Source organism: Pigmentiphaga sp. NML080357, assembly GCF_002188465.1.
In the GTDB taxonomy this organism is placed as follows: Bacteria; Pseudomonadota; Gammaproteobacteria; order Burkholderiales; family Burkholderiaceae_B; genus Pigmentiphaga.
The window spans coordinates 1-24,488 of record NZ_NINW01000043.1 but is presented as its reverse complement, the minus strand read 5'-3'; the positions used below and the strand labels follow the sequence as shown (position 1 = coordinate 24,488).

The window sequence follows — 24,488 nt, the reverse complement described above, 5'->3', positions numbered from 1 at the left end:
TACGTTCAGATGGCCGTTGCCCGACCGGCCCAATAGGGCTCCCGCAACTTGCGCTTCATCAGCTTGCCGGAGTCGTCCCGCGGCAATTCGTCGACGAAGACGAAGCGCTTGGGCACCTTGAAATTCGCGAGCTTACGTTTGAGGAAGGCGCGCAGTTCGTCTTCCCCCACCGTGCACCCCGGCGACGGCAGCACGAAAGCCACGAGTTTTTCGCCGTACTCGGCGTCGGGCACGCCGATCACGGCGCTGTCGGCCACGTCCTCGTGCTCGGCCAGCGCGCATTCGATCTCGGCCGGGTAGATGTTCACGCCGCCGGAGATGACCATGTCCTTCTTCCGGTCGACCAGGAACAGATAGCCGTCCTCGTCCAGATAGCCGATGTCGCCGTTGGTGACGAGACCGTCGCGATCGATCTGCGCGCGCTGGTCGGCGGCGTTCAGGTATGTGAAGTTGGGTACGCCTTGCAATCCCACGTAGATCTCGCCGATCTGCCCGGGTCCGAGGCGCCGTCCGTCTTCGCCGTAGACGCGCAGCTCGCGGCCGGGCCATGCCTTGCCCAGGGTTCCCGGCCGGGCCAGCCATTCCTGCGAAGAACTGCGGCTGGCCATTCCGGTTTCCGTCGCGCCGTAGTACTCGTGGATGACCGGTCCCCACCATTCGATCATGGCCTGCTTGACCTCGCGCGCACAGGGTGCCGCGCCATGGATGACGAACTCCAGCGAGCTCAGGTCGTAGCGGGCGCGGACGGGTTCGGGCAGGCGCAGCAGCCGCACGAACATCGTTGGCACGAGATGAAGATGCGTGATGCGTTCGCGCTCGATCAGCGCCAGCAGCCCTTCGGCGTCGAAGCGCGGCATGAGCGCAATGCTGCCGCCCGATTGCAGCACCGACCGGGTATAGGTGTTGGGCGCGCTGTGATACATGGGCCCCGCCATGACCGTGCGCACGCCGGGCCGCAGATCGAACCACTGCTGCGACAGCGCGGCGAAACGGCGCGCCTCGTCCGGCTCCAGCGCCGCGCGCCGCACGCCCTTGGGCCGGCCCGTGGTGCCGCTGGTATAGATGATGCTGCCGCGCGTACCGGCCACGGAACGGTCCGCCAGTTCGCCGTGAGCGGCGATCACGTCGTCGAGGTTTTCCGTTCCCGCCGGCACTTCGCAACAGGCCGGATCGATGCCATAGGCCTCGCGGATTTCCAAGGGCGTGGCGGCCGCGATCACGCGTACGCTTGCCGGAATGGCATGCGCCACGCCCGCCAGCAGATCGGCATGGGCCAGCAGCACGGGCGCCGCGGCATCGGCAAGAATGAACGCCACTTCGTCCGCTTTCTGATGCCAGTTAACGGGAACGGCATAGGCCCCGAGCAGGTTGGCGGCCACCATGGCCTCGAGAAAGCAGAGATCATTGCGCATCAGCATGGCCAACGCGTCGCCTTCGCGCACGCCGCGCACGCGCAGTGCCTCGGCCAGTCGCGCGCCGCGCGACCACAGCGATTGCAGCGGCACGCTGCGTTCGCCCATGGAGGCATGGCCGTGGAAGTGTTCGGGGCTCGTCATCGCATCTTGCCTTGATCCTGATTCCGTTCCATACTGGTCGGTATGGAAACTACTCTATTGAACGCCTCCGTGACCGTCAACCCTGGGAGAAACCCTTGAACTCGCCGTCCCGACAATGGAATCACGCGCCTCATCCATGGCGCCTGCGCGTACCCGCGGTGGGTTCGCCCATGTTCATCGTTTCTTCCAAGGAGCTCGTGGCCGAGCAGTGCAAGGCGGGGATCATCGGCGCGTTCCCGTCGCTCAACGCACGCCCGGAGAGCGAGCTCGCGTCGTGGCTCGCCTATGTGCGGGAAGCCATCGATGCCTGGGACCGCGGCCAGCCGCCCTGGCCGGCCGCGCCCTACGCGGTCAATCTCATCGTCCATCCGAGCAACGCGCGGCTGGCCCACGACCTGGACGTGGTGTGCCGGCATGAAGCGCCCATCGTCATCACCAGCCTGAACCCGCCCGGCGACGTGGTCAGGCGCGTGCACGCCTATGGCGGCAAGGTGCTGCACGACGTCACCACCCTGCGGCATGCGCGCAAGGCCATCGACGCCGGCGTCGACGGACTGATACTGGTTTGCGCGGGCGCGGGAGGCCATACCGGCAGCATCAATCCCATGGCGTTCACCGACGAAGTCAGGCGGATCTTCGATGGCCTGGTCGTGCTGTCGGGATGCATTGCGGGGGGCCGCCAGATCGTGGCGGCACAAGCGATGGGCGCAGACCTGGCCTACATCGGCACACGCTTTATCGCCTCGCGCGAAGCCAACGCCCATGACGCGTATAAGAACATGGTGGTGGATGCGACGGCTGCCGACATTGTCTGCAGCGATGCCGTCACGGGCCTGCCCGCCAATTACCTGGCCAAGAGCTTCGAGGCGGTGGGGGTGGACATCGGGACGCTTGCTGCGCGCGAGCGCCGCAGCTTTTCATTCGGCAAGCGGGAAGACGGCGGCGAAGCCAAGGCCTGGCGCGACGTATGGAGCGCCGGGCAGGGCGTGGGCGCGATCGACGGGGTCGCCTCGGCCGCCGACATCGTGGCCAGGCTGGCGGCCGAGTATGCCGAGGCGCTGGCCGGCATGGAACGCTTGCGGAGCCAAGCGGCCTGAAGCGCGGAGACTACTTGGCGGCAGGAGGAAAGAAGATGTTGTCGAGCGCGGCCTGCCGCATGGCCAGTTTCTGCTTTTCCGGATAGGCGAAGATGAGGCGCAGCCCGGTCGAGAAACTATAGTGCAGGCAAGCCAGCAGCTCGGGATCGACCGTGGATCCGACGTCGGCGTACAGCTTGGCGAGGTAGCTCAGGCGCTGCTTGTCGACATCGGCCACGGCCTGCCGCACGTCGGGGTTGGTGCGGGCCCAATTGCGCACGGCCAGCTCGATGGCACCGCCGAATTCGTCGATGGGGGAATTGGTGCCGATGAAGGCGATCATGCGGATCTTCTCCTGCGGCGAGGTGGATGCGCTCTCGACGATCTCGATCACCCGCAGCGTGGCATGCTGCTTCCACTCCTCGATCAATGCGAGCAGCAGGTCGTCGCGCGACTCGAAGTGCCAGTAGAAACTGCCCTTGGTCACGCCCAGGTCTGTCGCCAGCCTGGGGATGAGCACGGCGTCCACGCCGGATTGGGCCAGCACGCGCAGCCCGGCGCGCACCCAGTCGGCCCGCTGCAAATCCGTCTTGCCGCCGCGCGGGGTGGTCGCGCGGCGCGCGGGTTTGGAAGCGGCGGCCTTGGCCGGCGTGGCCGCCGGCTTGCGCTTCGTTCCAGTGTCATTCTTCATATGCGATGAGCCATCCTGATGTCGTCCGCATGCCCGCCATGCCGCTCGGGCCGGCGTGTCGCGTGCCGGCCCCTATTGTGCAACATGCCCGCGGATCGCGTCAGGGTCTCATCGCCCGCCGGGCGGCGCCGCGGCGGCTCCTTCCTGCTATTGGCCTTTGAGTCCCAGCTTCTTGATCAGGGGCGCCCAGCGCTTGAGCTCGTCGTCCATGTAGCGCCGGAATTCCTGCGGCGTGGTGGCCGCCGGCTCCATGTACTGGGTCTCGAGCTTCTTCGCCGCCTCGGGGTCCTTGAGCGCCGCGACGAGGGCGTCGGACAGCTTCTTCTGGATGTCGGCGGAGACCTTGGACGAAATGACGAAACCTATCCAGGCCGAGCCCTCGATGCCCGGCACGCCCGCTTCGCCCAGGGTCGGGATATCGGGCAGCAGCGCCGAACGCTTGGAGGAGGTCACCGCCAGCGCCTTCAGCCTGCCGTCCTTCACCATGGGCATGACCGCGATGGGCGGCAGCGCGGCGAACTGGGTGTCGCCCGACAGCAGCGAAGTCAGCGCCGCAGGCGACGAGGGATACGGCGCATGCACCGCCTTGGCGCCTATCCGTTGCAGCATCAGTTCGACCGACAGGTGCGACACCGTGCCCGCGCCTGTCGACGGGAAATTGAATTTGTCCGGGTTCTTCTTCAGCGCCTCGAGCAGCTGCGCGACGCTGCCTATGCCCGAGGAGGCCGGCACCACCAGCACGTTGGGCTGGTGCACGGCCAGGGTGAGCGGCGCCAGGTCCTTGGCCGGATCATAGGGCAGCGAATCGAACAGGACGGTATTGTTGACCAGCGGGCCGGTGATCGACACCCCGAAGGTGTAGCCGTCCGGCGGCGCCTTGGCGATGGCGTTGGTGCCGATGTTGCCGCTGGCGCCCGGGCGATTCTCCACCACCACCGTCTGGCCCAGCAGGCCGCCCAGCCTGTCTCCCACCACCCTGGCCACCTGGTCGGGACTGGACCCGGGGCCGAACGGAACGATCAACTTGAGCGGATGCGCGGGCCAGGCCTGGGCCTGCGCCGCCAAGGGCAACGCACAGGCCACCAGCGCAGCCGCCATTCCCCGCGCCGCGGCGCGTCCCCACGATTTACTAGGCATCTCCATCCTCCGTGCGGGTCATCTTGTCGTGATACTGCTGCTCGGCCGCGATGAACGCGGTTACCAGCGCCCGGTAGCCGGCCTCGACCACATCCTCCAGCCCGTCGAACCCCCGGTTGTGGCGGCTGGCCAGCGCCCGCACCTTGGCGAACACTTCGGCCTGGCGCGCCGGGGCGCTGACCTGGAAGGCGTCCTTCTTGAAGCGCGCGGCGTCCTTCACGTACATGGCGCGCTGCGCCAGCAGCGCCACGATCAGGTCGTCGAGCCGGTCGATGTTGGCGCGGACCTCGGCCAGCGTGGCGCACAGCGGCTCGTAATCGGGATCGGTATAAGCCCTCAATGGGCGGCCTGCTTGATCAGGCTCCTGCATTGCATGTCTCCAAGACGCTATCAACCACGCAGCCCTAACCCAATTGCAGCCAGATCCGGCCGCCCTCGACCTTGAGGGGGTAGGTCCTGATGTCCTCGGTCAACGGCGCGCACATTGCCTTGCCGCTGCGAACGTCGAATCTGCCCTGGTGGAGCGGGCATTCGATCTCGTGCCCTTCCAGGAATCCGTCGCACAGGCGCGCGTGGCCGTGCGTACAGATGTTGTCGGTAGCGTAGAACTCGCCGTCCACGCTGTACAGCGCCAGGTCCTTGCCCGCCGCCTGCACGCCGATCACGTCGTCTTCGGGTACGTCGTCCGTCGCCGCCACATCGGTCCATTCAGCCATAGCCACCTCAAATCGGATAAATCAGGGAATTGGGAATCATCTCGGTATCGAACACGCAGATCCGCGACTCGAACTTCAGCCCGTCCGGCGTGCGGCGGATGCGGTCGATGTAGCGCCCCACGTTGTAGACGGTGGACTCGCCCGTCAGCTTGGTGCGGAACACGGCGTAGTTGGCTTCCACGTGCAGCGCCCCGCCCTCGTCCTTCAGGATGCGCGGCAGGCCGCACACGTGGCGCTGATAGTAGGGATCGTGAAACAGCGTCTCGCTGATGCCGTACACGCGGTCCTTCAGCATGGCCTTGCTGATCAGGTAGAGCGTGGCCAGCGGGAATCCCCGGTCGAAGTTCTCGCGCGGCTGGATCTTGTACTCGCACTCGTCCAGGAAGAACTCCGGCCACGCCTCCCATTGCCGGTTGTCCACGACCGCCGCGTAGTCGGCATGCAGGCGGGCCACTTCGAGATAGGTCTGCAAATCGTTCATGTTCGTCTCTCCAGGCGCCTCAGACATCCATCACCTTTCGCCAGTACTCGTACATGCCGCGGATCAGCGTTTCGGTCACCATGTGGTCGGTGTTCTCGACGCCGGTCCCGCCCAGTTCCGCCAGCGCGCGGTGATAAGGCTTCTGCTCGAAGCCGCTCTGCGAGAACTCGATTACCTCGCCGTCGTCGGCCGACACGAATCCCGCGGGACCGAACAGGTTGGCCTGGATCAGCCGGCGCTGGATCATCTCGGGCGTGTCGTCCTCGAACGCGAAGTGGGTCCAGACGAAATCGAACGAACCGTGGCCGTTGGGCTGGATGTGCCGCGTGGAGACGCTGTTGACCTGCTGCTGGAAGATCACGCTGGGAAAGATCGTCATCATCACGGCGGTAGGTTCTCCCCACCACGGCTCGTGCACGATGTCCAGCAGGCGCTTGTCGTTGATCTCCATCGTCTCCTTGAAGCTGGTCACGCCGGCGGTGACCTCGGACTTCACGCCCGCCGAGCCGCGCGTGGAAATCATGGCGGCGTGGCGGAACTGGTCGTCCATCTTCAGCTCGGACTTGTTGTCGGCCCGCCACAGTCCATAGGTGATGAACCAGGTGTGCAGGAGGCCCGGGTGGTACGGGTCCTTGATGTTCTCCTGCATCAGCTTCCAGTTGCCCGGGATGCGCTGGCGGTTGTAGCCCAGCAGCTTGAGCTTGCGGCCATTGAACAGGCGGTCGAAGTAGCTCAGGATGACGGGTCCGAGGAAATCCTCGAGCGACGGCACGTCGTGGTCGAACGACGCGAACACCACGCCGCCGCGCGTCGCGACCTTGAGCTTGTTCAGGTTGTGATCGGAGGTCTTGAAATCCGCCGGCATGCCGCCATTGACCTTGCCTCCCTGCTTGACGCCGCGCCGGAACGGCACGCCCTGCAGGTCGCCCTTCAGCGTGTAATTCCATTGATGGTAGGGACAGACGAGCTCCTTGCGGTTGCCGCTGCGCTCCCGGCAGAACTGCATGCCGCGGTGCGCGCAGACGTTCTCGATCACGTGGATGGTCTCGTCCTCGGCCCGGGTCATGATGACGGACCGCTCGCCGATCACCGTGCGCTTGAAGTCCCCGGGGTTGGGAATCTCGGCTTCCAGGCCGACGTAGTTCCAGTGGCCCGAATAGAAGAAGCGCTCGAGTTCTTTCTTGTAGAGCGACTCGTCGGTATAGGCCCAGAACGGGATGCGGCTGGAGCCGCCGCCCTTCCATTCGAGTTCGCGGGGGAAGACGGTAGTGTCGCCCATGCTTGCCTCCTGATCGTGGTGGTTGAGATCGCGCCCGGGCGCGATCAATCGCTGCTTGCGTAGAATGCGTCGGCGTAGATGTGTTCGGCGGGCAACCCCTTGCGCGCCAACACCAGCGTGGCGGCGTCGACCATGGGAGGCGAGCCGCACAAATAAGCTCGCCAGCCCGACAGCGTGGGCCAGTCGGCATCCACCGCGTCGGTCACGAGGCCGCTGCGATGCCCCGGCACTTCGGCTCCCGCCGCCACGATGACGTGCACGTGCAGATTGTCGTGCTCGGCAGCAAGCGCGTCGAGCCAGGGCTTGCCATAGATGTCCTGCTCCGAGCGCACGCCGAAATACAGGTGGATGTCGTTGCGCATGCCTGCTTCGAGCGCACCGCGCACGATCGAGAGCACCGGCGCCAGCCCGGTTCCCCCGGCGACGCACAGCATCGGGCCGGCATGCTTGCGGCGCAGGTAGGCCGTTCCCAGCGGCCCGCTCACGCGCACCTGGTCGCCCGCCTTGAGCTGCGTATCGATATAGCCCGACACCCGCCCGCCCGGCACGACCCGCACGTGGAACTCCAGCTCGTTGCCGCTGAGTCCCGCCATGGAATAGGGGCGCACGTGCCCGGGCGTGAACTGGAGCGTGGCGTACTGGCCCGGCGAGAACTCCAGCGTCTTCGCCGATTGCAGCACGACGCGGCGTATGTCGTGGGTGACGGCCTCTATCTTCGCCACGGTGGTCTTGAGCACCTTGGCCGGATGCACGACCAGTTCGTCGACTTCGGGGATCTCGATGGTGCAGTTGTCCGTCAGGACGCTCATGCAGGCCAGGACATAGCGGCCGTCGTGCGGATTGGTCAGCTTGGCCTCCCGGCCGGACTCGAGCACCCCGCCCTCCAGCACCTTGCATCGACAGGTGCCGCAGCGGCCCGCCATGCAGCTGTAGGACACGGGCACGTCATTGCTGCGCAGCGTCTGCAGCAGGTTCGCGCCCGGCTCCACCGCCAGCGATCGGCCCAGGGGCTGTACCACCAGTTCCATGTGTGTCTCGCGTCTTGGAGTAGTTGTGATCGTCGACGAAGTATAGGAACGGGGGAATTATTTATATATAGAATATGGTGAATAGACTCAATCACCACCATGAATGGTGAAGGCCATGGAACTGAAAGACATCGACCTCAACCTGCTGGTCGTCTTCAACCAGATGCTGATGGAGCGCAAGGTTTCCGGCGCCGCTGAGAAACTCGGGCTGACGCAACCGGCGGTCAGCAATGCATTGAACCGGCTGCGCAAGCTGCTGGGCGACGAACTCTTCCTGCGCACCACCCGCGGCATGGAGCCCACCCCTTACGCGCGCCAGCTGGCGGAACCCATTGCCTATGCGCTCGGCACCATCCAGGACACGCTGAACTTCCGGAGCACCTTCGACCCGGCCAGCAGCACGCGCACGTTCACGGTAGGCATGACCGACATCGGCGAGATCTATTTCCTGCCACGGTTGATGGAACTCACGGCGAGGGTCGCGCCGGGCGTCTCGATCAACACCGTGCGCAACACCGCCGTCAATCTGCGCGACGAAATGGAGACCGGCCACGTGGACCTGGCGATAGGCCTGCTGCCGCAGCTCAGCGCGGGTTTCTTCCAGCGCCGGCTATTCACCCAGAAGTACGTCTGCATGTTCCGCCGCGGCCACGAACTGGACGGCCGCAAGCTGACGCTCGAAGCCTTCCGCAAGGCGGACCACGTGGTCGCCGTGTCGGCGGGCACGGGTCATGGGGTAGTGGACGAGTTCATGAAGAAAAAAGGCATCGAGCGCAAGATCCGCCTGACCGTGCCGCATTTCGTGGCCGTCGGCCACATCTTGCAGTCCACCGACATGATCGCCACCGTGCCCGAACGCTACGCGGCCGAGTGCCTGGATCCGTTCAATCTCAAGGCAGTGAACCATCCCGTGGCACTGCCCAAGACAGGCATCAATCTTTTCTGGCACGCGAAGTTCCATCGCGAACCGTCGAACCAGTGGCTGCGCAACCTGATCTTCGAAGAATTCTCGGACAAGTGACGCCGCAAGGCGGCGCGAGGCCGCCGCGGATCACTCGCGCATGCCGCCGAACTTCACGAGTTGGGCGTACTTGGCGCTTTCGTCCGCCAGCAACTTGCCCAGGTTTTCGCGACCGGTCGCCATTTCCATGCCGGCGGCTTCCAGGTTGGCGCGCACCGCGGGATCCTGCAGCGTCTGCTGCAGCGTTTCGGCCAGCTTCGAGCGCAACGCCTCGGGCAGGCCCCGCGGCGCCATGATGGCGAACCAGCCGGCCAGTTCGTAGTTCTTCAGCTCGGGAAGTTCGTTCATGGCGGGCACGTCCGGCAGCGACGGAATGCGCTTGGACCCGGTGACGGCGAGCGGCTTGATGCGCCCCGTCTTGATGAACGGCACGGCCGCCGTGGGCGACAGCACCGCCAGGTCGAGACTGCCGCCGACGAGATCGCTGGTGAGCGGCGCCACGCCCCGGTAGGGGATGTGCGTCATGGCAAGGCCGGCCTGCTGCTTGAAGAGCTCTCCGGCGAAGTGCAGGGTGGAGCCCACGCCCGAACTGCCATAGCTGTACTTGCCCGGATGCTTGCGGGCGTCGGCCACCAGTTCCGCGAGGGACGATATGCCGGTCTTGGGTCCGGCGGCGAGGATGACGGGTGCCCAGGCCACCATGCCGATAGGCGTGAGATCCTTGCGCGCGTCGTAGCGCTGGGCAGGGTTGATCTGGCGGGTGGCGACCAGTTCGTTGCTCGATCCGGCCAGCAGCGTGTAGCCGTCGGGGGCGCTATTGACGACGCGCTGCGCGCCGATGGCGCCGGCCGCCCCGCCCAGGTTCTCGACGACCGCCACGCCATTCAGGCGACGCGCCATGGCTTCGCCGATCACGCGCCCCATCTGGTCGACCGATCCCCCGGCCGGATAGCCCACCACGAACTTGATGGGTTTGGACGGATAGCCGGATTGCGCCAGGACGGCGGCGGGCGCGACGCAGGCAAGGGCGGTCGCCGCGACCAGGAAACGGCGCCGGAAGGAGAAAACAGGCCTCATGGGGGACTCCGTTCGATGGGTAGGCAGGATCAGCGGTTCGGCGCCGCCAGGAATCGCTCGGCCAGCTTGACCCAGTAGGTCGCCGCCAGCGGCAGGATGCGGTCGTTGAAATCGTAGCCGGGGTTGTGCACCATGCAGCCCCCCGTGCCGTGGGAATCGCCTTCGCCGTTGCCCACGATCAGGTAGCTGCCCGGACATTGCTCGAGCATGAAGGAGAAGTCCTCGCTGCCGGTCAGCGGCTGCAGTCCGCCGATCAACCCGTCCTCTCCCAGCCAGTCGAGCGCGACCTGGCGGGCGAAGTCGGTGCAGGCGTCGTCGTTGACCAGCGCGGGATAGCGCCAGTGATAATCGACCTCGGCACGCACGCCCAGGGTGGCGGCCTGCGCCTGCACCAGCTCGGTAATGCGCGCGCGCAGCATGGCGCGCACCTCGGGCCGATAGGCGCGCACCGAGAGCTTCATCTCCACGCCGTCGGGAATGACGTTGGGCGCGTCACCTGCGTGGATGGCCCCCACCGACACCACCGCCATGTCGCGCGGATCGACGTTGCGCGAGACGACGGTCTGCAGCGCCAGCACGATGTGCGCCGCGGCGACCACCGGATCGCTGGCCAGATGCGGCGAGGACCCGTGTCCGCCCCGGCCCGCGACGGTGATGACCACGGTATCGGACGAGGCCATGAACGAGCCGTTCATGAAACCGAACTTGCCCACCGGATAACCGGGCATATTGTGCAAGGCGAAGACGGCGTCGCACGGAAAGCGCCGGAACAACCCGTCCTCGATCATCTTGCGGCCGCCCCCCAGCCCTTCCTCGGCCGGCTGGAAGATCAGGTGTAAGGTGCCTTCGAAGTTGCGTGTCTCGGCCAGATGGCGGGCCGCGGCCAGCAGTATCGCCGTGTGGCCGTCGTGGCCGCAGGCATGCATCTTCCCGGGTCGTGTGCTGGCATAGGGCAGGCCCGTCTTCTCGTGTATCGGCAGCGCGTCCATGTCGGCGCGCAGCCCCAGCCGGCGCGTCCCGGATCCCACCTCCAGCGTGCCCACCACGCCGGTGCCCCCCAGCCCGCGGTCGACGGCGTAGCCCCACTGGGCAAGCCGGTCGGCGACCAGGTCGCTGGTGCCGAACTCCTCGAAAGCGAGTTCGGGGTGTGCATGGATATGGCGGCGCAACGCCACCATTTCCGCTTCGATGGCGCGGATGCCTGGCAGCACGGCGGTTTCGGCGAATGCGGTCATGGGACTCCTGGCAAGGGGCCGGGCTCGGCCCGGGAAACCCAGTCTAGGCAGGGCCGGACGCCAGGGGAAGACGGTTACTTGTTGTCCCGACAAGCATTACCATTCACCTATCCCGATACGCCGCCCCTTCCCATGCTGCCGCTGAAGCTGCACCAGATCCGCTATCTCGTCGCCATCGCCCAGCAAGGCAGCATCCGCGCCGCCGCCCGGGAACTGGGCGTGACCCAGGCCGCCGTCACGCAAGCGGCGCGAGAGCTCGAGGCGCAATGCGAAGTGCCGCTGTTCATCCGCCACAGCAGCGGCATCGGCCTGACGCCCGCCGGCCGTTCCCTGCTGCAGCATGCGCAGATCATCGTCGAACAACTGAACAGCGCCGACGCCGACATGGCTCGGCACCGCAACGCCGAAGCCGCGGTACGGCTTTCGATCGGCGTCACGCCGTGGGTGGCGCAGAGTCTTCTTCCCGCCGTCCTGCAAGCCTTCCATCGGGAACTACCCAACGTGCAGCTGGAATTATTCGAAGGACTGTCGGCGGTCGCCCTGCCCAAGCTGCGCGAAGGCGCGCTGGACCTGCTGATCGGACGGACCTCGGGCCACCCGCAGCACACCGACCTGCAATCCACACCGGTGTTTGCCTACGAGGCCACCGTGGCGGGGCGCGCCGGCCACCCGCACGGGCGGGCGCGCACCCTTGGACAACTGCTCGATTGCGATTGGCTGTTGAACTACGCGCCCCAGGAAGAAGCACTGCTGCTCGATCACTTGTTCGTGCAGCACGGCTACGAGGTCCCCAGCCGCCGCATCCACCTGGCGCATTCGTCCTCGCTGATGCTGGAGCTCGTCTGCCGCACCGACATGCTCACCTTCTGTCCGTGGCCGCTGCTGGAATCGGGAGGCGGGCACGGCGCGCTAATGCCCTTCCACCTTAAGGAGAGTTTTTCGCCGCACCAAGTCGGCATCGTGCGGCGGCGCCACGATACGCTGCCCTGGGCGGCGCAGCGTTTCCTCGACCACTTCTTCGAACAGGTGCGGATCGGCATGACTTCGCGCGATCCCGTACTGCGGCGCGTGTTCAAGTCGGTGGACGTTCTGGTGTAGAAAGCACGCTAGTCGCGCGATCCGCTCGCCTTCGCCGGCGGGTCTTGCTGCGAGTCGTCCTCCCCTCCGCGATTGAAAAGCATGGGTATCCTGACCAGAAGATAGATGAAGCCCACGGTAGCCGCCAGCACGCCGATAAAGACCAGAAACGTTGCCATGGCAAGTCCTCCTTGAATGAGCATCCAGTCTAGGCGCGGGGGTCTTGCCTGGAACGTATCGACGGTTACTATCCGGAAAGGGCGAATCCGGCGCTTATGCCCGCCGTATCGGCGATGCGGCGGAAAAACGCCATTACCAAGTCGCAAGAAATGGCCGAATGCCGCCGCGGGGCCGCTCGCGGCGCCGTGTGCGGCCTCCGGCGAACGGATCCAGGCATGTCCGACTCTCTCCCTCGCATCGCCGTGCTGGGCAGCTTCATGCAAGCCTGCTGCTGGCGCGTGGACCGGCTGCCGCGCCCCGGCGAAACACTGCGCGCCGGGGACTTCTCGGCAGAGCCAGCTGGCAAGGGGCTGAGCGTGGCCGTCGGATGCCATCGCCTGGGGGCGGCCGTCGATCTCGTCATGGCAATCGGCAACGACGCGCCGGCCGGGACGCTGCTGGAATGGCTGCGGCGGGAGGGGCTGCATGCCCGCCACATCCATCGATGCGCCATGCCTTCCGGCCATGGCGCCGGCTTCATCGACGCGGCGGGCGAAAACCAGATCGTGGTCCACGGCGGCGCCAACGCCGCGCTGAGCCCGCGCGAAGTGGCCCGGGCGGCGCCGGACATCGCCGCTGCCGCCCTGCTCTACGCGCAGCTCGAGATTCCGCTTGCCGCGGTGCAGGCCGGCCTCGCGCTCGCGCGGTCACGCGGGGTGCCTACGGTGCTGAATCCTTCGCCGTGGCAGACCTTGCCGGAGGAGATGCTCGACTGCGCCGACGTGCTGGTCGTCAACGAAAGCGAAGCCCAGGCCTTGCTGGAGGACGCGCTGTCCGGCGAAAAAGAGGCGCGGCCGCGGCGGATCGTTTCGGCATTGCCGGCGCTGTGGCGCCGCTGGCGCGGCAACTGGCTCGTCGCCACGCTGGGCGCCCAGGGAAGCATGGCTTGCCATCGCGATGGAACGATACACGTAGCGCCGGCGTTCCCGGCCGATCCGCTGAAGACGCTCGGCGCGGGCGATGCCTTCAGCGCGGGGCTGTGCTGGGGGCTGGCCCGCGGCGAGGACATGGCGGCCGCGCTGCGGGCCGGCAACGCCTGCGGCGCGCTGTCCATTTCCCGTCCGGGCATTCTCGCCGCGCTCCCTGGCCGGCAAGAGCTGGAGGCGCTGCTCAGGCCTGCAGCCTGAGCCGGTAAGCGTAGGCATCGCCGCGGAACGTGCCTTCCACGTACTCCACCAGCGCATGCTGGGCCGAATGGGAACGCCGCTTGAGCAGCAGGCAGGGCGCGGGCTGCGCAAAACCGAAGACCTCGGCCTCTTCCGGCGAACTGAGCACGGCCTCGACCGACTGGTCGGCCCAGGCCAGCTCGATACCGCAGTGCTCGTGCAGATAGGCATAGGCCGAGCCCTGGCCGTCCCACTCGGCCAAGGCGGGCGCCACTGCCAGGTCGTACCAGGCCACCTCGCGCGACATGGGCACGCCATCGGCCAGCCGCACACGCACCAGCTTGAAGAATTCGGCATTCGATACCCGGCCGAAGATGGACGCCACCATGCGGTCCTGGACCACGGCGCACTCCAGCACGCGGGCCGACGGTTCGAGTCCGAGCTCCCGCATTTCCTCGGTGAATCCGCGCAGGCGCTGCATGGCGGGTGAAACCCGCGGCGCCGCCTTGACCACTGTCCCGCCCCGGCCCTGGGAGCTCGCGAGCGTCTGCGCCTCGCGCAGCGAATCGTAGCAACGCTTGACCGTCGTGCGGCTGATGTTCAGCGCCTTGGCCAATACCCGCTCGGACGGCAGCCCATGCCCGGTACGCAGTTCGCCACCGTCGATCAGGGCCTGGATCTGCCGCTGCAGCTGGACGTAGTAGGGAGTCGTGACGGCATCGTGCAGGCGCAGCCGCGAGAGCAGCAGTTCCAATACCGGGTCGCCTGAGGCGGGCACGCGTGCGGACATGGGCAGATGGATGGTGTACGAAGGAATATTGTGGCGTGTCTTGCAATGGACACAAAAAAAGAATCCAATAGACCCCAATAAAGATACCAAAAAGAGAGCCATACGCCCAGTTCGGGGAGTCAGGACGTACCATGCCAGCCCTCCGCCGCCCTCCGCCGCTTTCCTCCCGGTTCGTGGCGCCGCGCCTGCTGCGCGCAGCGGCGGCCCTGGCGCTGGCGTGCGCGGCGCTCGGAGCCCATGCCCAGCCATCGCTCAGGCTGGGCATCCTGCCGGTCGAAGGCCCCCTGGAAACGCGCAACGCCTGGGGTCCGCTGGCCGCGGGCGTGGCCCAGGCCCTCGGCAATCCGACGCAATTGCTCGCCCCCACGTCCTACGACGCCATGACGGCTGCCCTGCGTCAAGGCGACATCGACCTGGCCGTCCTGTCGGGCAGCCTGGCCGTCGATGCCGTCACTCGCCATGGCATGACGGTCATCGCGCGCGCCCTGCCCGCCGACCCCGACCGCCACCGCACGGTGCTCGTCGGCCGGCGCGGCGCGCCACCCGCCACGCTCGAGCAGATGCTGGCGCTGCCGGCAAAATGGCGATTGGCGCGGGGCGAAACCCGCTCGCTGTCGGGCTATCTCGTGCCGCAGCTGCAGCTGTTCCTGCCGCGCGGCCTGCGCATGGAGGCGTTCTTCGCCGCCGAAATTCAAGGCAGCCACCAGACGAACGTGCTGGCCGTCGCCAACGGCGAGGCCGACGTGGGATTGACCACGGGCTCGGACCTGGCCCGCTTCAGGGAGCGCTTCCCCAACGAATACGCCCGCATCGCGGTCCTGTGGCAGTCCGATCCTTTGCCCGCCTCGCTGGTGCTGGCACGTCGCGCCTTGCCGGAAGCCCTGCGCGCCCGCCTCGCCGAGCATCTGGCCGGCCTCGGCCAGACGAGTGCCGGGCGGGAGGAACTGAAACGCCGGCACGATCTGGCGGGTTTCGGGGCCGCGGGGGACTCCGCCCTGCTGGCCCATGCCTATCTGGTCTATCGCCTCGATCGCCAGAGCGCGCTACAAGGGCACTGGACCGACGAATCGGCCCGCATGGCGCGGCTGCTGCGCATCGACAGGGAATACGCCGCCTTGCGCGCTGCCCTGGAAGAGACGCCGCTGCGCAAGGCCTACGCCACGCCGGCGGCAAGCCAGTCGCCATAGGGCTTGCTTATACGCCCGGCGCAACGCATACGCCGGTTCCCAATTCCTATATAGTCTGTCGGCTGAAGAACTATCCAGGACGCCGATGGACGAGCGAGCGGCCCGGGACGTGGTTCTGGCCCATGCCATTGAGGCCACCGACCACGACCGCCAACTACTGCGCACCGACGAACTCCGCCAAGCCAGCCTCAGCGCCCGCAACATGGGTGCCTTGCAACACAGCCGCGATACGGACGCGGCCGCGGCCTTCCTGAAAACGCGGGCGGCCCTGTTGCTGGACGGCCTCGAACGGCGCATGCCGGCGCTGGGCGTCGTGCGGCGCCCCTGCCGCGTGGCGGCTCTCGCCGGGTGGATCGTGCCCGTCGTGGCGCTCCTCGCGGGCGCCCTGACCGAGCGCATCGCCAATCCTCACCGCATGGACCTGCTCTCGCTGCCGCTGCTGGGCGTGCTCGGCTGGAACGTGCTGATGTATGCCTTCTTGCTCGTCCTTGCGATACCGCCGCTGCGGCGGCGCTGGAGTACCCTGTCCATCCACGTCCGGCTGCCGGCGAGCTGGACGCGGCGTCGCCGGCCGCAACCGGCGCTCGCCGCCGCCCTCGCCCGCTTTGCCGCCGACTGGAGGCGCCTCGCGGCGCCGCTCGACCTCGCCCGCGCCAGGCGCATCCTCCATCTGTCGGCTGCGCTGTTCGGCGCCGGAATCGCGCTGTCGCTCTACGTCCGCGGTCTCATTGTCGAATACCGCGTGGGCTGGGAAAGCACTTTTCTCGATGCGAACCAGGTCCATGCGATCTTGCGCGTCCTGTTCGCCCCCGCCGCCTGGCTGTTCCAGTTGCCCGGATTCACGCCGGAAGAAGTCGCGGCGCTCAGGTTCGGCGCCACCGGAGGCGTGGCAGGCGGAGCGCGCTGGGTGCACCTGTACGCGGCGCTGCTTGCCGTGGTGGTGATCGCGCCGCGCCTGCTGCTGGCCGCCGCCGCGCGCTGGCAGGAGGTTCGCCTGCGCCGGAACTTCCCGGTCGATCTCGGCCAGCCGTATTACCGCAAGCTGCTGGGCGCCCTGAGTCCCGTGCCGCTGCGCCTGCGGGTCATTCCCTACAGCTTTGCCGTGGATGAGCGCCGCGGCGAGGCGCTTCAGGCGCTCGCCCGCTCGATGCTGGGCGAAACCGCGCAGGCGATGCTGATGCCGGGATGGGAGTATGGCGCGGACGCGGACGAAGCCGCCGGGCGCAGCCTGTCGGAAGGCGAGGCCACCGTAACCGCCGCCCTCGTCAATTTGTCCGCCACGCCCGAACGCGAGAACCACGGCGCCTTCCTCGACCACCTGGCGCACGCGCTGCCGGGCAAGCTCGTGCTGGTGGTGGACCAGTCGGCCTATGCCGCACGCCTCGATGGCCAGGCGGACGCCGCCCGGCGCATGGAAGAACGCAAACGCCTGTGGCAGGATTTCGGCGACCTGCACCAGGTGCCGGTCACCTTCGTCGATCTGCTCCGCCCTTCCGCCGATGCCTGACAAACCCGCCCGCATACAGCTCTGCCTGGTCTCCCATACCAACGCCGGCAAGACCACGCTCGCCCGCACCCTGCTGGGTGCCGACGTGGGCGAGGTGCGCGATGCCGCCCACGTAACGCAGACGGCGGACGCGTACCGGCTGCTGGCGACCGACGACGGCGACGAGCTGTATTTGTGGGATACGCCGGGCTTCGGCGATTCCGCCCGGCTGGCCAAGCGCCTGGGAATGACGGGCAACCCCCTGGGCTGGTTCCTGACCGAAGTCTGGGACAGGGTGAGCGACCGCGCGTTCTGGCTCAGCCAGCGCGCGCTCCAGGCGGCGCGCGACAATGCCGACGTGGTGCTCTACCTCGTCAACGCTGCGGAAGACCCGCAGGACGCCGGCTACGTCGCGCCCGAGATGCAGATCCTGCAATGGCTGGACAAGCCGGTGGTGGTGCTGCTCAACCAGATGGGAGCGCCCCGCCCGGCCGCGCGGGAGCAGGAAGACGTCGCCCGCTGGGCGCGCCACGTCCAGCCGTACGGCATGGTGCGCGAGGTCGTGCCGCTGGATGCCTTCGCGCGCAGCTGGGTTCACGAACGGGTATTGTTCGACGCCATCCGCGCCTGCCTGCCCGCGGCCACCCAGCCCGGCTATGCGCGGCTGGTCGCCGCCTGGGAAAAACGCAATCTGGACCGCTTCCACCAGTCGATGGCGCTCCTTGCGCAGCAAATCGTGGCGGCGGCGCAGGACACCGAACCGGTGGGAGAAGGCTCGCGCATCAAGAGCGCTCTCGGCACATTGGGCCTGGGCCAGTCGGCCTCCGAATCGGCGCGGGACAAGGCCATGGCGGCCATCACCGCCCGCCTCTCGCGCATGGGCAGCCAGACCACCGCCAGGCTGCTGGCCCTGCACGGCCTGCAGGGAAGCGCGGCCGCGCCGTTGAACCAGCGGCTGCGCGAGAACTTCGCCTTCACCGCGCCGGTGGACGTGAAGCAGGCCGGATTGCTGGGCGCCATCGCCTCCGGCGCCGCCACCGGCGCGTCGGCCGACCTGCTGGCGGGCGGCCTCACGCTGGGAGGCGGCATGCTGGTCGGGGCAGTAGTGGGCGCCGCCACATTCGCCGGCGCGGCATGGGGCATCAACAAGGCCAAGGGCACGGAACAGGCCTCGGCACGGCTGACCGACGACTTCCTGCGGGCGCTGGTGGTCGCGGACCTGCTGCGCTATCTCGCCATCATCCATTTCGGCCGCGGCCGGGGCGACTATGTCGAAGGCGAAGCGCCGCCCTTCTGGCGCGACGAGGTCACGGAAGTGGTCCGCTCGCGCGACGCGTCGCTCCTGCGGATCTGGGACCGCGCGCGCGAAGACGCCGCGCCGCAGGCGGCGGCCGCCGAATTGGCCGGCGTGCTCGAAGATGCCTGCCTGCAGATATTGCGCAAGCTCTACCCGGGCGCGACGCTGCCGTCCGCGGCGCACTAGGCCGCGGGCAGACGCCATGGAACAGCCGCCGCTCTTCGACCTGCCCCCGCCCGGCCTGCCCGAGGGCCTGGTCTACGAGCCAGGCTTCCTGACGCAGGACGAGGCGGCTGCGCTCGAAGCGCTGATGGCCGCCCTGCCCTTCGCCGCCGCCCGCTACAAGGCCTATACGGCACGACGGCGCGTGGTGAGCTACGGCGGGAGCTTCGACTACGATGCCAACCGCCTGCAGCCCGCCCAGGCGCTGATTCCCGAGCTTCATTGGCTGCGGGACCGCGCGGCCCGGTGGATCGGCATTCCGCCGCAGGCCTTCGTCCACGTCCTCGTGGCGGAATACCAGCCCGGCGCGCCGCTGGGCTGGCACCGCGACGTGCCGGACTTCCAGGACGTGATCGGCATTTCGCTGGGCAGCGACATCGTGATGCGGTTCCGGCCCTATCCTCCGATCCGCCCCAGGAAATCCGACATCGTCCGCCTGACGCTCGCGCCCCGGTCGATCTATCTCATGCGCGGCCCGGCCAGGTGGAATTGGCAGCACAGCATTGCACCGGCGCAGGCCTTGCGATGGTCCATCACCTTTCGCACCGCTTCCGCGCAATGGCGCGGAAGCGAACCGCCTCGCTAGCGCCGGGGCGCCAGACCGTCCGCCGACCCCGGCGATCGCGCGGCCAGGATCTCGTCGTCCGCGGGAACGACCACGATACGGTCGCGCCCCATGGCCTTGGCGGTGTACAGGGCGGCATCGGCTCTCGCCATGAGATTGGCCAGGGCTTCGCCCGCCCGGTAATGATCGACGCCGGCGCTGAAGGTAACGGCCAGGCGTTGTGCTTCCGGCCCGTCTTCGGCCTGCGCCACCCTGGCGCGCAAGCGATTCAGCAGCGTGACCGCATCGGCGGGGGACGTCTCGGGGCAGAGCACGGCGAATTCTTCCCCGCCGAGGCGGCCGAATACATCGCCGGCCCGCAGGTTGCCGGCGACGACGCTCGCGAAATGGGCCAGGACCTGGTCACCCTTCGCATGCCCATAGTTGTCGTTGATGCGCTTGAAGTGATCGATGTCGACCAGGGCCAGCACCAGCGGCCGGCCGGTGCGCGCGGCCGTTCGCACGGCAGCCTCGGCCTGGGCAAGGAACGCACGCCGCGCCAGGACACCGGTCAGCTCGTCGAGATTGGCAAGGCGCTCGAGGCGATGAGCCAGCCGTTCATGGGCCAGCATCACCATCCCTATCGACAGCCATGGCAGCGCAAGAATACCCACCGCGAGGAAGGCGATATTGATGGGCGTGGACTGCATCAGCTCGGTCTGCCGCGCCAGCCCGATTGCGTATATCGTCCCGCGTCCGGCGTGTCCGAATGCGCCCAGGAATGCGCCGATGCTGGCGAACCGGTAGGCGTACTGCCGGCGGGCATATGGCCGCGCCAGGTGGATGACCCAGCCGATGGAGGCATAGACGTAGGCATGAAAGGCCGATACGAGAGCGATCCGCACGTTTATGTCCGGCGCAACGTACGTCCAGTAGGCCAGTCCCGCCAGCAGCAGCAGGCAGGCTACGTACTCGGCCAGCAAAACGGGACGCCGGCCAAGAAACTGGCGGCAGCCTTGCAGGATCATCAATACCGCGACCGCAAGCAATTCGTTGGCGGCGAGAATGGTCAGCCAGCGGGGACCGTGCCCCTGCGCGGAGAATAGCGCCAGCGCCAGAATGGACACGATGCTGGCGGCGAGCCAGCGCCGGACTCCCGGAATCGCGGCGGGAAGCAGCGAACCGAGCACGGCCATGCTCATGACCGCGGAAAAAATCGTGACGAAGAGAAGGCTGATCGGATCTACCATGGTGCGCGCCGCATTGACCCGCAAGCCTCGCGGGTCTCCCTGTTGGAGTCACCAGGGCACCGTCCGATCCGGGTGTGAGCGCCGGGCATGGCCGGCGGAAGACGCGAAACGCAGCCGAATGGCTCGGCATGTCCGGTGCAGCGTCGAAAGCCGGTCGATGATAAAGCATTTTCTCCGATTGGCGCGACTGACGCCCGCGCCGCCCCGGCCAGGAGGCAAGCACGAGCCGGACCATTGGCGGCACCGACATCTGTCCCGGCGCAAAGTGGCGGCCGATGCTGATTTTGCCCACGAACCGGAACAGCGCGCTCAAGGCGGGGGGCTTCACAGCCGGTGCCGTTTTCGTTACAAAATCGATCCAGTTGAATACCCCAATTCCGGTATCGCCATGCAGCGGCCATCCCCGTCAAGACAGGACAGGAGCGGAGCGGATCAACTCCTTGGCCGCCTATACGATACCGTGCTCGACCCCTCGGCATGGAACGACGTCCTGGACCGCGTCTCTTCGGGGGTCGGGGCATGGGCCTGGCACCTGTTCAGCATGGACGCTCTATCCGACCGCGTCACCTGGAGCCTGGGCGGTTCGACGCAGGACATCGCCAAGGCCTGCGACGACTACAACAGCTATTACCGCCACATCGACCCCCGGCTGGCCTGGTCCAGGCACATGGCGCCCGGCGATTGGTTCACGTGCGCCAACCTGCTGACCGAGCGCGACGTGGCCAATAGCGAAATCTTCATCGACCACCTTCTTCCCCACGGCATCCGCTACAGCATGGGCGGCTTGCTGCGGGACGGCTCCACGCCCTGCTACCTGGGTTTCTTCCGCGAACCGGGCCGGGCGCCCTTCGGCCCCGAGGAACTGGCACGGGTGGCCGCCCTGACGCCGCACCTCAGCCGCGCCATCGTCCTGCAACAGCACGTGCGCGACCTGGGCCTGCGGAGTTTCTACGGGGCGGCGGCACTGGACGCGCTGGCCTTCGGCGCGGCCATCGTCGAAAGCGACGGACGCCTCCACTACGCCAACGCCGCGGCCGAGGACCTGCTGCGCAAGCAGGATCGGCTGACGCTGGCCCATGGCCGGTTGCTGCCCGTCTCGGTCAAGGAGCAAGAGCCGTTTGCCGCACTGCTGGACCAGGCTTGCCGCGGTATTGCCGGGCATCGCCTGTTGGCGCCCTCGTCGCCGCATCCGCTGCGCCTGATCGCGGTGCCGCTGAGAGACCCCCGGCGTGCCGGCGTGGTCCGGGCCTGGCCGCCCCTGGCCCTGCTGGCATTCGCCGCGCTCGAGGTAAACGAAGCCTTCGCCGTGGACCTGCTCCGCTCGCTGTTCCACCTCGGCTCGGCCGAGGCCCGCGTGGCGCTTGCGCTATTGGCGGGAAAGAACGTGAAGCAGATCGCCACGGCGCACGGCACGGCGTTGAATACGGTACGTACGCAGCTGCGCAGCATCATGGAAAAGACCGGCACGCGCCGCCAAAGCGAACTGGTCGGACTGTTGCATGAGCTCCTGATGGTGCACCGGCCCTGAAACGGCTCCTTGTTCAGTCCATCTTGATGTGCGCAGCCTGGACCACGGTCTTCCAGCGGTCTATCTCCTTGCGCTGGTACGCCTTGAACGCGTCCGGCGCCATGCCGCTGGGGTTGGCGCCCTGCGCCACCAGGCGCTTGCGAACGTCCGGCTGGCCGAGAATGGCGGCCACCTCGCGCTGCAGGCGCGCCACGATGTCGGGCGGCGTTCCGGCAGGCGCGAACAGGCCGTACCAGGCGTTGGCCTGGTAATCGGGCAAGCCCGACTCGGCCAGCGTGGGTACCGCCGGCAACACCGGGCTGCGTTCGCGGTCGCCCACCGCCAGCGCCCGCAATGAACCGTTCTGGATGTAGGACAGCACCAGCGGCAGGTCGGCGAACATGACCGGCACGCGACCGCTGATCAGGTCGGGGACGGAGCCAGCGCTGCCCTTGTACGGCACGTGGACCATGTCGACCTTGGCGAGATACTTGAAGAGCTCCCCGGCCAGATGCTGGGACGCGCCGACGCCGCCCGACGCGTAGCTGATCTTGCCGGGCCGCTCCTTCAGGTAGGCGATGAGTTCGCGGACATCATGCGCCGGCACCGAGGGATGCACGACCAGGACGAGCGACACCGCCGCCACCAGCGTGATGGGCGCGAAGTCCTTGATGGTGTCGTAAGGCATGGCCGCATAGATCAGGCCATTGGTGGCGTGCGTGCCGATCGAGCCTATGCCCAGCGTATAGCCGTCCGGCGCAGCCTTGGCCACGACGTCGGCGCCGATGTTGCCGCCCGCGCCGGCGCGGTTCTCGACGACCACCGGCTGGCCCAGCCGGGCGCCCAGGCCTTCGGCTACCGTCCGGGCCAGCATGTCGCTCGAGGCGCCGGCGGCAAAGGGCACGACCATCTTGAGCGGCCGGTCGGGATAGGCGCCCGCGCGTGCCAGGAGCGGGACGTTGGCCAGCAGGGCCAGGCAAAGCGTGGCGAGGTATCGATGCATGATCTGTCTCCTTCCTCGTTGTCCATCGGGTACCCGGCCCCCATCGCTTGTACCCGGATGGTGGCGCCGGGTTGCTCGTTGCTCAGTACACGCCGTCGATGACGGCGCCTTGCGCGCGCAGCCTTGCCTGGAGTTCCGTGACCGGCAGCTTGCGCGGATCGGGCTCGCCGCGTTCCGCGCACATCGCGGCCGCGGTGCCCACGGCCTGGCCCATGGCCATGCACGGGCCCATGGTCCGCGCCGTGCCCATGCCTTCGCGCGTGGCCGACAGGCAGCGGCCGGCCACCATGACGTTCTTCAACCCCCTGGGCAACAGGCAGCCGAACGGGATGTCATAGGAGCCGCCGTTGGCGATGGGTATGCGGATCTGGGTCGTGCCCGACTGGTGGATGTCGACGTGCTGCGCCCCCTTGGCGATCACGCTGTCCGGCTGCTTGCGGCCCGATACCACGTCCTCCTTGGTCAGCAGGTAATCGCCCATCACCCGACGCGTTTCCCGCACCCCCACGCGAGGCGCCATGCCGGCGAACACCGCGTTCTCGAAACCGGGCAGATGGCGCTTGACGAAACCGAAGGTTTGCCAGACCTGCTCCATCAAGGTTCCCACGGTGGCGCTGACGGCGGCCGTGTCGGTGCCGTCGATGTTGCCGCCGACGCGGGTCGCGTTGACGCACACTTCCTTGCGCGCCTCGGAGGTCGGCTGGATCATGATCAATGCGGTCGGCGCCAGGTCGCCGCGGCGGATGGCATCGCCCAGGAACGGCCCTTCGCTCTTGAAAAACAGCGACGGCTGGCCTTGCTCGACCAGCAGGTCCAGCAGCTGCTCGTCGGTCCTGTCGCCGCGGATGTAATCGCTCTCGCCCAGCGCCATCGACGCCGGATTCTCGCGCGCGAACCGCAGCAGCGTGGCGCTGTCGACGTTGCCCACGCGGAACATCAGCGATACCGGCTGCAGGTCGCCGCTGGCATCGCTCATCTCGAACGGCGCTCCCGCCTGCACGGCAAGGTCGCCGTCGCCGGAACAATCCAGGAAATGATCGGCCGTCACCAGCGTACGGCCGTTCTTGTTGACCACGATCATCCCCGTGACCACGCCATCGCGCGCCACGACGTCCTCGGCGAACGAATTGACCCAGCACGTCACGCCGTAGCGCTCGAGTACGCGCATGACGGCGATCTTCATGATTTCGGGATCGACGCACACATAGCAGATAAGCCGGTAGTCGTGCACCGGCCCGATGAATCCGTTCATGCGCCGGCATTCCTCGAACAGTTCGTCCGAAATGCCGCCCACCACGTACTCGCCACGCGCGTTCAGCACGCCATCCAGCGACATGCCGCTGAGCAACTCGCCGCCCAGCATGGGGTTGGCCTCGACGATCAAGGTCTTGCGGCCGTTCTTGGCCGCGGCGGCCGCGGCGGCCACGCCGGCGGCCCCGCCGCCCAGCACCACGACGTCGTAGCGTGCGTGGTTGAGTTTCTGCGCCATCTTTGTCTCCATCGATACTGGCTGTTAGAGGTCCTGGACTCGATGAATCATTCACTCCATAATATGGAATAGAA

General features: G+C 67.3%; 24 protein-coding genes. 9 read left to right on the top strand and 15 right to left on the bottom strand.

Going from position 1 to position 24,488, the window contains the following annotated elements; translation table 11 throughout:
- Window positions 1-5 precede the first annotated feature (5 nt).
- A complete protein-coding gene (locus tag CDO44_RS19880) occupies window positions 6-1,556 on the bottom strand; it encodes an AMP-binding protein (RefSeq protein ID WP_087782029.1) in 1,551 nt (516 codons plus the stop codon).
- 170 nt (window positions 1,557-1,726) lie between these two features.
- On the opposite strand from CDO44_RS19880, the gene CDO44_RS19875 reads away from it, so the two are divergent.
- Window positions 1,727-2,653 carry a nitronate monooxygenase family protein gene (locus CDO44_RS19875; protein WP_087782028.1) on the top strand — a complete coding sequence of 309 codons (927 nt, stop codon included), beginning with the start codon at window positions 1,727-1,729 and terminating at the stop codon, window positions 2,651-2,653.
- A gap of 10 nt (window positions 2,654-2,663) precedes the next feature.
- On the opposite strand, the gene CDO44_RS19870 is transcribed toward CDO44_RS19875, so the two are convergent.
- The 7 genes from CDO44_RS19870 to CDO44_RS19840 all read right to left on the bottom strand — a co-directional run bounded on the left by CDO44_RS19870 (window position 2,664) and on the right by CDO44_RS19840 (window position 7,964).
- Window positions 2,664-3,323, bottom strand: a complete 660-nt coding sequence (locus CDO44_RS19870) for a TetR/AcrR family transcriptional regulator (protein WP_087782027.1) — start codon at window positions 3,321-3,323, stop codon at window positions 2,664-2,666.
- 147 nt (window positions 3,324-3,470) lie between these two features.
- Window positions 3,471-4,460 carry a Bug family tripartite tricarboxylate transporter substrate binding protein gene (locus CDO44_RS19865; protein ID WP_369824696.1) on the bottom strand — a complete coding sequence of 330 codons (990 nt, stop codon included), beginning with the start codon at window positions 4,458-4,460 and terminating at the stop codon, window positions 3,471-3,473.
- Window positions 4,453-4,830 (bottom strand): chorismate mutase, encoded by a 378-nt coding sequence (locus tag CDO44_RS19860; protein ID WP_087782025.1) that lies wholly within the window; start codon window positions 4,828-4,830, stop codon window positions 4,453-4,455. Before CDO44_RS19860 ends, CDO44_RS19865 begins: the two co-directional genes overlap by 8 nt.
- 34 nt (window positions 4,831-4,864) lie before the next feature.
- On the bottom strand, window positions 4,865-5,176 hold the full coding sequence (locus CDO44_RS19855; protein ID WP_198951404.1) for a non-heme iron oxygenase ferredoxin subunit: 312 nt from the start codon (window positions 5,174-5,176) through the stop codon (window positions 4,865-4,867).
- Window positions 5,177-5,183: 7 nt separating this feature from the next.
- Window positions 5,184-5,657 (bottom strand): aromatic-ring-hydroxylating dioxygenase subunit beta, encoded by a 474-nt coding sequence (locus CDO44_RS19850; RefSeq protein WP_087782023.1) that lies wholly within the window; start codon window positions 5,655-5,657, stop codon window positions 5,184-5,186.
- A 19-nt stretch (window positions 5,658-5,676) separates the two neighbouring features.
- Window positions 5,677-6,936 (bottom strand): aromatic ring-hydroxylating dioxygenase subunit alpha, encoded by a 1,260-nt coding sequence (locus tag CDO44_RS19845; protein ID WP_087782022.1) that lies wholly within the window; start codon window positions 6,934-6,936, stop codon window positions 5,677-5,679.
- A gap of 44 nt (window positions 6,937-6,980) precedes the next feature.
- Window positions 6,981-7,964 carry a 2Fe-2S iron-sulfur cluster-binding protein gene (locus CDO44_RS19840; protein WP_087782021.1) on the bottom strand — a complete coding sequence of 328 codons (984 nt, stop codon included), beginning with the start codon at window positions 7,962-7,964 and terminating at the stop codon, window positions 6,981-6,983.
- Between the two features lie 115 nt (window positions 7,965-8,079).
- Between CDO44_RS19840 and CDO44_RS19835 the strand changes: the two genes are divergently transcribed.
- A complete protein-coding gene (locus CDO44_RS19835; protein WP_087782092.1) occupies window positions 8,080-8,985 on the top strand; it encodes a LysR family transcriptional regulator in 906 nt (301 codons plus the stop codon).
- 30 nt (window positions 8,986-9,015) lie between these two features.
- Here the strand turns inward: CDO44_RS19835 and CDO44_RS19830 are convergent, their stop codons facing one another.
- Window positions 9,016-10,002, bottom strand: coding sequence for a tripartite tricarboxylate transporter substrate binding protein (locus CDO44_RS19830; RefSeq protein ID WP_087782020.1), 987 nt, complete (start codon window positions 10,000-10,002; stop codon window positions 9,016-9,018).
- A gap of 29 nt (window positions 10,003-10,031) precedes the next feature.
- Window positions 10,032-11,237, bottom strand: coding sequence for a M20 aminoacylase family protein (locus tag CDO44_RS19825; RefSeq protein ID WP_087782019.1), 1,206 nt, complete (start codon window positions 11,235-11,237; stop codon window positions 10,032-10,034).
- A 78-nt stretch (window positions 11,238-11,315) separates the two neighbouring features.
- Here CDO44_RS19825 and CDO44_RS19820 point away from each other — a divergent pair, with 78 nt between their 5' ends.
- Window positions 11,316-12,335 carry a LysR family transcriptional regulator gene (locus tag CDO44_RS19820; protein WP_233146285.1) on the top strand — a complete coding sequence of 340 codons (1,020 nt, stop codon included), beginning with the start codon at window positions 11,316-11,318 and terminating at the stop codon, window positions 12,333-12,335.
- Between the two features lie 8 nt (window positions 12,336-12,343).
- Here the strand turns inward: CDO44_RS19820 and CDO44_RS27675 are convergent, their stop codons facing one another.
- Window positions 12,344-12,493 carry a hypothetical protein gene (locus CDO44_RS27675; RefSeq protein WP_158213353.1) on the bottom strand — a complete coding sequence of 50 codons (150 nt, stop codon included), beginning with the start codon at window positions 12,491-12,493 and terminating at the stop codon, window positions 12,344-12,346.
- A 216-nt stretch (window positions 12,494-12,709) separates the two neighbouring features.
- Between CDO44_RS27675 and CDO44_RS19815 the strand changes: the two genes are divergently transcribed.
- Window positions 12,710-13,660 carry a ribokinase gene (locus tag CDO44_RS19815; RefSeq protein WP_158213352.1) on the top strand — a complete coding sequence of 317 codons (951 nt, stop codon included), beginning with the start codon at window positions 12,710-12,712 and terminating at the stop codon, window positions 13,658-13,660.
- Here the strand turns inward: CDO44_RS19815 and CDO44_RS19810 are convergent.
- On the bottom strand, window positions 13,644-14,429 hold the full coding sequence (locus CDO44_RS19810) for a GntR family transcriptional regulator (protein ID WP_087782016.1): 786 nt from the start codon (window positions 14,427-14,429) through the stop codon (window positions 13,644-13,646). The genes CDO44_RS19815 and CDO44_RS19810 overlap by 17 nt on opposite strands.
- A gap of 131 nt (window positions 14,430-14,560) precedes the next feature.
- Here CDO44_RS19810 and CDO44_RS19805 point away from each other — a divergent pair, with 131 nt between their 5' ends.
- The 4 genes from CDO44_RS19805 to CDO44_RS19790 all read left to right on the top strand — a co-directional run bounded on the left by CDO44_RS19805 (window position 14,561) and on the right by CDO44_RS19790 (window position 19,207).
- Window positions 14,561-15,616, top strand: coding sequence for a phosphate/phosphite/phosphonate ABC transporter substrate-binding protein (locus CDO44_RS19805; RefSeq protein WP_087782015.1), 1,056 nt, complete (start codon window positions 14,561-14,563; stop codon window positions 15,614-15,616).
- Window positions 15,617-15,701: 85 nt separating this feature from the next.
- On the top strand, window positions 15,702-17,123 hold the full coding sequence (locus tag CDO44_RS19800) for a DUF2868 domain-containing protein (RefSeq protein ID WP_158213351.1): 1,422 nt from the start codon (window positions 15,702-15,704) through the stop codon (window positions 17,121-17,123).
- The gene (locus CDO44_RS19795) at window positions 17,116-18,585 is read left to right on the top strand and encodes a GTPase domain-containing protein (RefSeq protein WP_087782013.1); all 1,470 of its coding nucleotides are present in this window, start codon (window positions 17,116-17,118) and stop codon (window positions 18,583-18,585) included. The genes CDO44_RS19800 and CDO44_RS19795 overlap by 8 nt, the downstream gene beginning before the upstream one ends.
- A gap of 16 nt (window positions 18,586-18,601) precedes the next feature.
- Window positions 18,602-19,207, top strand: a complete 606-nt coding sequence (locus CDO44_RS19790; RefSeq protein ID WP_087782012.1) for an alpha-ketoglutarate-dependent dioxygenase AlkB — start codon at window positions 18,602-18,604, stop codon at window positions 19,205-19,207.
- Here CDO44_RS19790 and CDO44_RS19785 read toward each other — a convergent pair.
- The gene (locus CDO44_RS19785; protein ID WP_087782091.1) at window positions 19,204-20,415 is read right to left on the bottom strand and encodes a GGDEF domain-containing protein; all 1,212 of its coding nucleotides are present in this window, start codon (window positions 20,413-20,415) and stop codon (window positions 19,204-19,206) included. The genes CDO44_RS19790 and CDO44_RS19785 overlap by 4 nt on opposite strands.
- Before the next feature lie 460 nt (window positions 20,416-20,875).
- Between CDO44_RS19785 and CDO44_RS19780 the strand changes: the two genes are divergently transcribed.
- Window positions 20,876-21,943: a LuxR C-terminal-related transcriptional regulator gene (locus CDO44_RS19780; protein WP_087782011.1), complete on the top strand. Its 1,068-nt coding sequence runs from the start codon at window positions 20,876-20,878 to the stop codon at window positions 21,941-21,943.
- Window positions 21,944-21,956: 13 nt separating this feature from the next.
- Here CDO44_RS19780 and CDO44_RS19775 read toward each other — a convergent pair whose 3' ends face one another.
- Entirely contained in the window at window positions 21,957-22,925 is a 969-nt protein-coding gene (locus CDO44_RS19775; protein WP_087782010.1) for a tripartite tricarboxylate transporter substrate binding protein, read from the bottom strand.
- A gap of 82 nt (window positions 22,926-23,007) precedes the next feature.
- On the bottom strand, window positions 23,008-24,414 hold the full coding sequence (locus tag CDO44_RS19770; RefSeq protein ID WP_158213350.1) for an FAD-dependent oxidoreductase: 1,407 nt from the start codon (window positions 24,412-24,414) through the stop codon (window positions 23,008-23,010).
- Window positions 24,415-24,488 lie beyond the last annotated feature (74 nt).